The 10407-nt window shown below is 45.0% G+C and carries 12 protein-coding genes and 1 pseudogene; 2 read left to right on the top strand and 11 right to left on the bottom strand.

What is annotated here, in order from left to right:
* Positions 1 to 93: 93 nt before the first annotated feature.
* The 5 genes and pseudogenes from GT1_RS22820 to GT1_RS20505 form a co-directional block, all read right to left on the bottom strand.
* Positions 94 to 942 (bottom strand): annotated as a pseudogene (locus GT1_RS22820) (MFS transporter).
* The gene (locus GT1_RS22815) at positions 831 to 1364 is read right to left on the bottom strand and encodes an MFS transporter (protein WP_376742016.1); all 534 of its coding nucleotides are present in this window, start codon (positions 1362 to 1364) and stop codon (positions 831 to 833) included. Before GT1_RS22815 ends, GT1_RS22820 begins: the two are co-directional and overlap by 112 nt.
* Positions 1365 to 1492: 128 nt before the next feature.
* Positions 1493 to 2500 carry an ABC transporter substrate-binding protein gene (locus GT1_RS20515; RefSeq protein WP_188400270.1) on the bottom strand — a complete coding sequence of 336 codons (1008 nt, stop codon included), beginning with the start codon at positions 2498 to 2500 and terminating at the stop codon, positions 1493 to 1495.
* Positions 2501 to 2511: 11 nt separating this feature from the next.
* Complete coding sequence (locus GT1_RS20510; protein ID WP_188400269.1) at positions 2512 to 3291, bottom strand: ABC transporter ATP-binding protein; 780 nt, start codon at positions 3289 to 3291, stop codon at positions 2512 to 2514.
* Entirely contained in the window at positions 3285 to 4232 is a 948-nt protein-coding gene (locus GT1_RS20505) for an ABC transporter permease (RefSeq protein WP_188400268.1), read from the bottom strand. Before GT1_RS20505 ends, GT1_RS20510 begins: the two co-directional genes overlap by 7 nt.
* A gap of 370 nt (positions 4233 to 4602) precedes the next feature.
* On the opposite strand from GT1_RS20505, the gene murI reads away from it, so the two are divergent.
* A complete protein-coding gene (gene murI, locus GT1_RS20500) occupies positions 4603 to 5376 on the top strand; it encodes a glutamate racemase (protein ID WP_188400267.1) in 774 nt (257 codons plus the stop codon).
* A gap of 157 nt (positions 5377 to 5533) precedes the next feature.
* Positions 5534 to 5830, top strand: a complete 297-nt coding sequence (locus GT1_RS20495) for a hypothetical protein (RefSeq protein ID WP_188400266.1) — start codon at positions 5534 to 5536, stop codon at positions 5828 to 5830.
* A gap of 66 nt (positions 5831 to 5896) precedes the next feature.
* Here GT1_RS20495 and GT1_RS20490 read toward each other — a convergent pair whose 3' ends face one another.
* The 6 genes from GT1_RS20490 to GT1_RS20465 form a co-directional block, all read right to left on the bottom strand.
* A complete protein-coding gene (locus GT1_RS20490; RefSeq protein ID WP_188400265.1) occupies positions 5897 to 6361 on the bottom strand; it encodes a chemotaxis protein CheX in 465 nt (154 codons plus the stop codon).
* Positions 6352 to 7209: a response regulator gene (locus GT1_RS20485; RefSeq protein WP_223226405.1), complete on the bottom strand. Its 858-nt coding sequence runs from the start codon at positions 7207 to 7209 to the stop codon at positions 6352 to 6354. The genes GT1_RS20490 and GT1_RS20485 overlap by 10 nt, the downstream gene beginning before the upstream one ends.
* Positions 7210 to 7511: 302 nt before the next feature.
* Positions 7512 to 7946: a DUF3887 domain-containing protein gene (locus GT1_RS20480; protein WP_188400264.1), complete on the bottom strand. Its 435-nt coding sequence runs from the start codon at positions 7944 to 7946 to the stop codon at positions 7512 to 7514.
* Positions 7947 to 8115: 169 nt separating this feature from the next.
* The gene (locus tag GT1_RS20475; protein WP_188400263.1) at positions 8116 to 9354 is read right to left on the bottom strand and encodes an HAD-IIA family hydrolase; all 1239 of its coding nucleotides are present in this window, start codon (positions 9352 to 9354) and stop codon (positions 8116 to 8118) included.
* A 240-nt stretch (positions 9355 to 9594) separates the two neighbouring features.
* A complete protein-coding gene (locus GT1_RS20470; RefSeq protein ID WP_188400262.1) occupies positions 9595 to 9882 on the bottom strand; it encodes a Dabb family protein in 288 nt (95 codons plus the stop codon).
* Positions 9883 to 9996: 114 nt separating this feature from the next.
* Positions 9997 to 10341 carry a nuclear transport factor 2 family protein gene (locus GT1_RS20465; protein ID WP_188400261.1) on the bottom strand — a complete coding sequence of 115 codons (345 nt, stop codon included), beginning with the start codon at positions 10339 to 10341 and terminating at the stop codon, positions 9997 to 9999.
* Between the last annotated feature and the right edge of the window lie 66 nt (positions 10342 to 10407).

Genomic DNA, 10407 nt, shown 5'->3' with positions numbered 1-10407 from the left:
AAGCCTTACACCCTGTATTCTAACAGGAGGTACTTTTTTGTTCAAAACTCTTTTTTGTTCGTTACAGGAATGCTCCTGCTATCCTTTTATATGTTAATTGTAAATAACACTCATATGTGCTTTCATTTTTGGCAGACAGTTATAAAACACCATGGCGCCAATTACGCAGACACTGCCAAAAATACATTCTGTCGCCGGAGCGCCAATCTGTTGTGCCAAAAAACCTGCCAGGAGACTGCCTAGCGGTGTCAAGCCCTGGAACGCCATCGAGTACATACTCATAATCCGTCCCCGCTTGCCATCGTCGACCACCGTTTGCAGCAGTGTATTTGTTGCTATGCTGTGCATAATCATGCCAATACCGGCAAAAAACATAATACCCAAAGCCAGCCAAACCGAGGTATTTTGTGAGAACACCACCAGTGCCAAACCAAATAAGCCTGCCGCCGCCGGTGTAATATTCTCCAGCCCGGCGACCTGGGAACGCGCCGCCAGAAAGGAAGCGCCACAGATGGCCCCCAGCCCTGTAGCCGAAAACAAGAAACCTAACATGGTAGAGCCGCCGCCCAAAACCTGATCGGCAAAAATTGGCATAAGCACAATATACGGCATTCCTAAAAAACAGATAATCCACAGTAAAAAAAACAAATAGCGGATGGGAAGAAAGTGATAAGCATAGGAAAACCCTTCCCGTAATTCATGACCAATTGACCAGCGACGGCTAGGTTCCTCTGGTCCGGTATTGATCTTCATAGCCATTAAAGCCATGATTACCGCAATAAAGCTGCCTGCATTCAACAAAAAGCAAATGCCTTCTCCCACAATGGCAATTAAAATTCCGGCACAGACGGGCCGACAAGCCGCGCTGTGTTAATAATAATCGAGTTTAAGGCAATGGCATTATTCATATCGTCCCGGTCATCCACCATATCAACAATGAATGCGTGGCGCGCAGGCAGATCAAAGGCCTGGATACAGCCAAGCAAAGTTCCCAATGCCATAACATGCCAGACCTCGACCCGGCCAGTCAATACCAGTATGGCCATAGTCAACGCCTGCAGCATTGACATGGTTTGAGTAAAAATTATGATTCTACGCCTATTAAATCGGTCCACAATCAGACCGGCAAACGGCCCTAACATAAACCCGGGAATTTTACTGCAAAAGTTAACCATCCCGATCATCAAAGGCGATCCGGTTAACTCGTAAATCAGCCAGTTTATAGCGATATCCTGCATCCAGGTCCCAATCATGGAAATCGTCTGACCGGTAAAAAACAAACGGTAATTGCGATGGCGCAAAGCGCGCACTATCAGCTTGCTGTTGGCAGTAAGTTTAGCTTGTATCTCCCATTTGCTCCCCATAAGGCGTAACGATCTCCTCTTGCCATTACTTTAAAACAGAACCTAACTACATGAAAAATGCCGAAAGCTAAAGTATTGCTACTTAGCCTTCAGCATCCTGCCAATCAGCCAACTTGCCGTATTATATACTATTGAACAGTGTCCTGCACATCTTTGAAAAAGATAAAGCTGTTTTTATGCAAGGCTTCCACATCCACACTACTATTCAGCATACCCACCTGCTGCAACTGTTTTGCTGTTATGCCAAAGGCATCGTAAGCCCCTTTAACCGAAGGAATATAGTTATAGGTTTTTAATACTTCGGCATTGAAAGCAGCGTCGCCGGCAACCCATTTTTTCTCAACCTGAATTTTTGCGGTTTCATCCTGATTCTTCTGGATCCAGGCACTGGATTTCTGCATAGCCCGGGTATATTTTGCCGCAATTTCCGGATAATCGCTGGCTATATTATCCCGGACAAATGCCGAGCAGCAATACTGATGTTTATAGGGTTCGGTCAATGCCGAGTCAACCAGCGTAAACAGTCCATATTCTTTTTGGGCTACGGCTGCCGTCGGGTCATTCATCGCCAGTGCATCCACCGAGCCGTTTTTCAAAGCAATGGGAAGATCACTGGCATTAAATACAGCAAACTCTACTTCCATGTTTTTTTCACTTACGCCCACACCGGCATCGGCTAGCGCCCGTTTGGCAAAAATAATCGGGCTGCTGGTCATACTGGGAACCCCTATCCTTTTACCTTTTAAATCTGCCAGGGTCTTAATCCCGGAGTCGCTGGCCACAAGCACCTTATCGCAGCCGGTATGCAAACCGGTGGTAACCTTAATCGGCAATCCGTTGGAAAGCGGCTGCATCAGGCTGGCCAGCAAACCAAAAGCAGCATCGATCTTACCGGCGGTAACGGCTTCAAATGTTGTACCAGGGGCCAGCTTAATCAGTTCAACCTTCAAACCTTCCTCGGCAAAAAAGCCCTTTTCCACAGCCATGTGCACCGGAGCTTCACACAAGCTGCCGGTGTAACCGATTTTCAGCACAAAGTCGTCCGCCTTGGTCACCGGTTTTTGTCCGCAGGCCGTTAATATCAGTGCAAAAATTACTGTCAAGGCAATTACACTCATCTGTTTTTTCCTGTTCATACTTTCACCTCTTATAAATAATAACCGGGTTCTTTTTCATTGCCGGCGTAATTCAGTATCCCTAAAATTTTTGAGCGCAAATGTAAAAATTCCGGATTGCTGCGGGCTCTGGGCCTTGACAGCTTTACCTTAATGCAGCTTTCTATCTTGGCCGGTCTTGGGGTCATAACAATGATACGGTCTGACAGGTATATTGCTTCGTCTACATCATGTGTCACCATAATCATGGTGGTTTGCCGTTCCTGCCAAATGCGGAGCAATTCGTCCTGCATGTTCATGCGCGTAAATGCATCAAGCGCACCAAGCGGCTCATCAAGCAGCAGCACCTTGGGATAATTCACTAAAGCTCTTGCCAGGGATGCCCGCTGTGCCATACCGCCGGAAAGCTGATGAGGATATGATTTATGGAAAGTTGATAATCCCACCAAATCAATAAATTTATGAACTTCCTGTTTACTTTCTTTATATACGCTGCGGGCTTTCAAACCGAAGGCCACATTATCATAGACATTCAACCAGGGAAACAGCATAGGATTTTGAAACACCAGCCCGCGTTCATAAGAGGGTTGGCTGATTTCCTCATTATCAATATACAGCTTCCCTTCATCAGCGCCGTTTAGTCCGGCAATCAGCCGCAGCAGCGTTGATTTGCCGCAGCCGGAAGGTCCAATGAGCGATACAAATTCACCGGCTTCAATGGTTAGATCAATACCGCTGAGGGCAACAACATCCTCTGCATCCTGCTGGGGAAAGCGTTTAACAACTCCTTCTATCTTTATTTCCCCTACCATTTTATGACTCCCTTCTGCCATACAAGTACATAATCGCGTACTTTGAATAATAGTGTAATAAGGATGGAAAAAGTAATGGCAATCAAGATAAGTCCTGCATAGACATTCGCATAGGCCATCATCTCCTTCTGCCAGTTAATATACCAGCCAATACCATTTTTGACCCCCAGCATTTCTGCCGTCATCAGCGTGATGAACGAGGCGCAAGTCCCGTTAAATAGCCCGATAAACATGTGGGGCATGGAGGCAGGAACACCTACTTTGAATATTTGATAATATTTTCCGGCTCCCAGTGTACTGGATACTTCAAAATACGCATTTTGCACATTTAAAATCCCGCTGCTTGTCATTACAGTTGTCGGAAACCAAACGGCAAGCGCAATCAAAAAGGCACTGGCGGAAAATGTGGTGGGAAAGCTGATAAGCACCAGCGGAATCCAGGCGGTTGAAGGAATAGGTCCCAAAACACGAATCAGCGGGTTTATCCAATAACCGGCCCCTTTGCTGAACCCTACGGCAATACCGGTAGCGAACCCGGCAATGGCTCCAAAAAAATATCCGGTAAAAAGCAGTTTGCCGGAGGAGGCAAGACACAGGGCGAGAAATTCCCGGTCTTCGACAATAACCCCCAGGATTTTATCCAGGGACGGAAAGTAGATAACCGGCAATAAGCCCAGTTTTTTGGTTACAATATTAAGTATGTTTAGAAATAGAATGGTTGCGGCAACAAATAAAGCCTGTTCTTCAATCCATGCTTTTGCTTTCACATTAAAATAGGAGGCCACTGTAACGGTTGCAAAACCTATAAGAAAACATAGCAGTAAATAAATAAAATAAGGATGTTGTACCGGTGTGTGCCTGCCGCCATTTGCCAGGAAGCTTTCCACAATAATAGCCAAAATAATCGATAAAACCGGAAGCCATATGGTTGCTTTTTTCATCTGTTACCCTTCTTTCTGAACATAAAATGCGTATTTGCTGAAAATACGAAAAGGCCGGGAAAATGCTTTTAAAAAAGCATTTTCCCGGCCTCTAGTGTGTTAACTAGTCAGCCGCCACCAGATAATTGGTTGGCTTACACTTACAGGTTATGATGGTATTATACGGCATATGCCTCCTGCTGTAAAGAGTTTCTCATTATATTTTGGAACATAACCTTATGCAGTGTCTGGGGAGCAAGATTTCTACCGGCAGGCAGTTTATGATATTATAAGTATACAGGTACTATTTTTGCACATCAGCGTTCCATGCTCTGACAGAGTTGTTCATGATAGTATAAGTACAATAATTGAAACTAGGAAGGGATTTAGGATGAAAATCGGCTTTTTTGACTCTGGTATTGGCGGTTTAACGGTTCTTGGTCACGCTTTAAAAATACTACCGTTTGCTGATTACACTTACTATGCTGATATTGAGCATTTGCCTTATGGGGAAAAGACAAAAAGTGAAGTAAAACAATACGTCCAAAACGGTATGGATTATATGGATAAAATCAACGTAGATGCCGTGGTGATCGCTTGTAATACGGCAACAAGTGTTGCTGTCGGGAAATTGCGAAAGAAATATAGTTTCCCGATCATTGGCATGGAACCTGCTGTAAAACCAGCTGTTGCTTATTGTAAAGAAAAAGGCAAAAAGGTATTGGTCCTGGCAACCAGCCTTACTTTGCGTGAGGAAAAATTTCATCAATTAATTCATAGACTTGATGCGACAGACATGGTTGATACGATGGCATTAGGCCGCTTGGTGGATTTTGCCAAACAGTTTGAGTTTGACACTTCAGCTGTATATCAGTATTTGCAAAAAGAATTTACACCATTAACAATAGCTGATTATGGTGCTGTTGTTCTTGGCTGTACACATTTCCCATTATTTAATAAAGCTTTGCAAAAATCGTTTACAACAGAAACTGTTTTTTTTAACGGAACTGTTGGAACCATAAATCATTTGGCAGATATATTAAATAAAAAAGGAGTAGTGCCGAGTACCGATGATAAAATTAAATTTGTAATTACCAATGGCAAGCTCCCACCAAGTGACGTTGATTATAAAAAAATATTACAAACTTATTTGCATAGCATATAAACAACGACACAAAAAAGCAAAGCTCCAACCCGTACCCTACCCCCACGCTTCAGCTATCCAGCATTAGTCTGTTATTTATGGACATAATAGCAATAGGCTACCCAGTTCCTCAGAAAGGCAAAACCATATCGGCATATTTAAAATAGAGGTGACAACTATGCACCATACCACTCGTGTTATCTGTCCTGTTTGCAGCGCTGACCATTTTACACTAAAATACCAGGCTACTTATGAGTATTCCTACAGGATAGATGGGAATGCCCCCGGACTTAATAACACCAACGAGCTTCTTCCCTATATGTATGATCAACGGGAACAGAAGGATGCCAATCAATCTATAGAATGCAAGACCTGTGGAACCAGCTATCCCTGCTATTTTGATAAATGGACAGAAGGGATTACCCCCAAAATGATACAAGAGGCTATTGCCTCGGCATATAAGTCACAACAGTAACTCCTGAAAAAAATAACACGCTGTGTATAGCCTCACTGCTCCATTATTGGTTTAATCCGAGTGCTTCTACTTGTATAATCCGCAGTATACATTTACAAGTATGCCGTCCACAGTCAAATTAACAACAAGGACTTCAGACACCGCCAGTCGTACTTGCCCATCATTGCCAATCAATAAAGTAGGCGGTGATATATCCAGCCCGTCAATGCCTACCTTGGCAAAATTTGTGCAAGCATTAGCACAAACCATGTTCCCCATTTCAGAAATAGCGCTTTGAGCCAGGCTGTCTAATTCAGGCACTTCCATTCCCATCATCATCTTGGAAGCAAACTGTTTAGCTGAATCAAGATCCATGCCAATGAGGACTGCGCCTTTTAGCGGACCAACAACACCAATATTAATAAGAACCCCTTGATAAGTTAAAATGGACCCTTTTAAAGAAATCCCTTTCTTTTCTACTTTTTGAAAGCCAAGCTGCGGGACTATGCTGACAAAAGCCTCCAGGATAGGATTAATCATAGTTACATCCACAATACCGACCCCTTCTTAAAGCCAACTCCCAGATAGATTCTGCCAAAATCACTGTCCGCATACAAACAGTGAAGCCGAATACCAGGACTGGCGATTTCGGTCTGCGCTCCATAGAACACACTGGGGGGAGATACCCTGAGGCTAAAAGCTTTATCCTTTTTATTTAACATTGAGCAAGCAATCCCACCCACTACGTTAGCAAATTCTGCCCCCATTGCCACAACCTCATCTTGGCCTTTTGCCGGCCGCCGGAGAATGACTTCTGCCATTTTCTCTGCCGATTCCTTTGATATGTCTAAAATCATCGACCCTGGATAATGTCCAATTATGCCAATAACCACTGTAATGCCTTGTGATATGTTTTTTTCCGAACACTCTGCTTCAACAAAAGTTGCCGTGGTTTTTGTCATACGGGTTATGCTCTGTCCGAGAGCTTCTTTAAAAATGTCGATACTCCAGCTTTGCAGATTATTATATAAAACGTCCGGAGACATAACTCCTTCAATAACCTTCTTTAACACTTCGCCCTCAACAGGTTTTTGCAGATAGCCAACTACGCCGCAACGACGGGCCTCGGCTTCAGTCTCCTCATCCTTCATTGAACTGACCAGAATTATTTTTGCTTTCGGGTCATGCGCAAGCAGTGCCCTGCTGCATTCGAAGCCATCAGCCCCAGGCATGGCAATGTCCATTGTCACAATATCCGGTTTACATTGCCTGTACGTCTCGATCAAGCATTCAATGGAATCTGCTTCGCCAACGACCTCACAGCCTTCCTGCTGTAGGCTGTCTGCCAAAAGTGTGCGAGAAAACGGTGAATCATCCACAACCATAACTCTAATACTCACATTTTAACCCTACCTTCGTATAAAATTAATTTGTCTGAACCCAACTGCATAATGTCTTCAACCCAAAAAGCACCTGAAATACCATAAAATGCGACTATATATGCCAATGATAAACTAAACCTGCTAAGAAAACAACTCCCCCAAAAACGCATCCCGAGCTGCCAGACTATCCGCCTGGCAATTACTAAAGGACTCCTGATGATTTCAGGAGTCCTTTAGTAACACGCATCCTATGTTTTTTATTTACCTCTTCCTATTTCGCTCATTGGCAGCTTATTATTCGGCATACATCGCATTTTATGCTAATTACTGCGTAATTTGGAAGAATCTAACCAAAATCCCGATATATACTTCTTCCCATTTTTATCACTAAACACACTTCTTACAATTACATCATCAGGCTCTTGCGAAAATCTGGTCTTATACAGCACCACCGTATATCCGTCTTTATTCTCAGTCGAAATAAATTCCTTTGATAAATAACTTCCAATTTTAGCTTTAATTGGTCTGATAGTATTCTTATATTGTGCTTCATTTAAAGAAGTTTTCATTTGCTCATCAAAATCCCGGGAAAACCGGGGGTAATCATCTTCATTCATCGCTAACAGCATATCTTCAGTTATAGGGTTAGCAAACTTTTGCACCTCATCTGCCGAAAGTTGCTGTGCGGAACAGCCGGATAGTATGGCAAGACTAACCAAAAGTATAACCAAAGTAAAATATTTGCTTAATTTCATTATATTACCTCCCCTCGTTACAAAATGTAAAATTCGCCTAAGAAACCTGAATTCCTTTTTAAATCAATTTAAAGTTATTTAAAAACGTACATATAGGGAACGGGAGACTGTATGGAAAGCCAATGAATGGTCAAAAGTCCAGCTAAAAATGGTAAACTGCAATTGCCTGCTATCTGATTACGGCTGCAGCCGCTTTGTTCAAGGCGTCCTTCAGCCATTGGGGGTGCATTGGCAGCAGGTTTGCAGGCAATTCATCAACAGCAAAAAAGGCTGCCCGGCTGACCTCATTTTTATCGGCCCGCAGGCGGCCGCCTGTTATACTGCAGCGGAAACACAACGTGATAAAATGAGTGCGTTTGCCTGACGGGTAGCTGAAAACCTGTGTTGCAGGTTCTGAATAGACCCCCACTAATTTTTCAACAACTACAGCCAATCCGGTTTCCTCGCAGATCTCCCTGACAATGGCCTGAGTAACCGTCTCAGCCTTTTCCACATGACCTGACGGCAAACCCCAGAGTCCGTTATCCACACGTTCAACCAGAAGCACCTCACCCTGACTGTTAAGAATTACCGCAGTGACTCCGGGCTCAATCGTATCTGGCCAGGGAAAGCCGGGATCGCGCCACTCCCGGAAATCAGAGCTGTGTTGAAACAGTTCCAGCAGAGTGGTGATCCTGGCATTGGGCAGCCGGTAATCGCTCGCTGCCGGATAACGGCAGGCAGTCCGTTCTACCAAGATGGCATCAAGACCACACTGATGCGCGCCCAGAATATCGGTGTCCGGACTGTCGCCAATCATGACTGTCCGGCTGCTGTTGCCGGCCTTGTGCAATGCCTGTTGAAACATGGGCGGATACGGTTTGCCGATGATAACAGGAATCCGGCGGCTGGCTGCCTGTATAGCCTGCACGATAGCTCCCGTAGCCAGCTGCCGTCCCTCCTTGCCGGGAAACGACAAATCAGGGTTGGTGGCGATAAACAAGGCGCCCTCTTCAATTTGCCGGACTGCCTGCTCAACCTCCGTCAAAGTCGCATGCTCATCGTAGCCGACAACCACGGCCTGACATTCGCCGGTTGTCACTGCCTGAATACCCTGGTTGGCAAATTCCGCCCGCAGGCTTGCGGTACCAATCACCTGAACACGCCGGATACCGTGCCGAGCAAGATAATGAGCGGCCGTCCAGCCAGGTGTAATGAATTCCTCCTCCTGTGCGCTAACTCCCAGCCGCAGTAACTTTTCACAGAACTCCCGACGTAAGTAACGCGGATCATTAGTAAGAAAATAGATTTGTTTGCCCATTCTCCTCAGTGCTTCAACGGCTTCCCTGCTGCCTGGCAGAAGTTCATCGCCAACATACATGACTCCGTCCAGGTCAATTAAAAACACATCATATCTTTCGGCCAGCATAAAATCACCCCTTATAAAATTAAAAAGCCCGCAGGAGATATCCTGACGCACACCAAGTACGCCAAGCTATCCCCCTCGGGCTTTTTGTGCCAATAGGTGCCCCTGTCCGGTTGGAACAGGGCTGCAGCGCTCGGTCGCGGTCCCTGCTCACGCAGGCGGAACCCTAGCTGCCTATTCCCAGCTTATTGAGTTTATTATAGCATATATAAGGGAAAACCGTAATGTGTGAATACTTTCCGCTCAGGATTCATAACAAACCGACGCGCTGGCTGCCAGTACACTGGCAATATATTGGCTTACTTCGACATGAACCGGATGCACCAGATACGCCTCAAAACCGGCCATCGAGTCATATTGGGCAATCATTATGATATCATAGGCGGCCGCCCCCTGCCGTATGTTCACTTCCACCTTGAGATCGCGCAGAAATTCAATTTTCCCGCGCATACTTAAAAGTGCAGACCGCACCTGTTCAATATTGGCACCGCTTCTGTCCTTTAACTTGAGAAGCAGATTGTTTGTAATCATTTCTTTACTCCTTTATAGATAACATCAATACCGCGCCTTATACTAGTAGCGTGCCAACCTTAAAACTGAGAAAAATCTCCCGTCAGTGTCCACAGGATTAGGGTTATCACCCTACTAGGCTTGATCGCCGGTAAAATCAATCGCTAACCGGCTAATTTTGCCGGCCCGGATGGCGAGATGAAAGTCCAGTGAAACCGGACTGCCCACAAAATTACCGGCTACCTGCGCGGTAAGAACAGTCTCATCGCTGAATTCAACCAACTCTAAAACGGTAAGCGTATCCTGATATTTTCTGTTACTGGCTTCATTCCATTCTTTAATGGCTGCCGGCCCCACCATCTCCCGTCCCTCATCGTACACGACAGCATCTTCTGTGAAACAAGCAGCAAAGGCATTGCTGTCATAAGCATTTTTTGCCTCCACAAATGCGGCAATAAGCGGCGGTAAATTACCAGTCATATTATCTTCCCCTTTACAATTATTTTATTCGGTGCACACATCGGGACAAGGGGGACAAGGGGACAG

It is taken from the genome of Sporomusa sp. GT1, assembly GCF_014634905.1.
GTDB classification, from domain to species: domain Bacteria; phylum Bacillota; class Negativicutes; order Sporomusales; family Sporomusaceae; genus Sporomusa; species Sporomusa sphaeroides.
This window is presented reverse-complemented; position numbering and strand designations above follow the sequence as displayed.

Bases quoted from the DNA above. Each gene is read 5' to 3' on its own strand.
- GT1_RS22815 (WP_376742016.1), bottom strand. From the start codon at position 1,364: ATGGGGAGCAAATGGGAGATACAAGCTAAACTTACTGCCAACAGCAAG.
- GT1_RS20515 (WP_188400270.1), bottom strand. From the start codon at position 2,500: ATGAACAGGAAAAAACAGATGAGTGTAATTGCCTTGACAGTAATTTTT.
- GT1_RS20510 (WP_188400269.1), bottom strand. From the start codon at position 3,291: ATGGTAGGGGAAATAAAGATAGAAGGAGTTGTTAAACGCTTTCCCCAG.
- GT1_RS20505 (WP_188400268.1), bottom strand. From the start codon at position 4,232: ATGAAAAAAGCAACCATATGGCTTCCGGTTTTATCGATTATTTTGGCT.
- murI (WP_188400267.1), top strand. From the start codon at position 4,603: ATGAAAATCGGCTTTTTTGACTCTGGTATTGGCGGTTTAACGGTTCTT.
- GT1_RS20495 (WP_188400266.1), top strand. From the start codon at position 5,534: ATGCACCATACCACTCGTGTTATCTGTCCTGTTTGCAGCGCTGACCAT.
- GT1_RS20480 (WP_188400264.1), bottom strand. From the start codon at position 7,946: ATGAAATTAAGCAAATATTTTACTTTGGTTATACTTTTGGTTAGTCTT.
- GT1_RS20475 (WP_188400263.1), bottom strand. From the start codon at position 9,354: ATGCTGGCCGAAAGATATGATGTGTTTTTAATTGACCTGGACGGAGTC.
- GT1_RS20470 (WP_188400262.1), bottom strand. From the start codon at position 9,882: ATGATTACAAACAATCTGCTTCTCAAGTTAAAGGACAGAAGCGGTGCC.
- GT1_RS20465 (WP_188400261.1), bottom strand. From the start codon at position 10,341: ATGACTGGTAATTTACCGCCGCTTATTGCCGCATTTGTGGAGGCAAAA.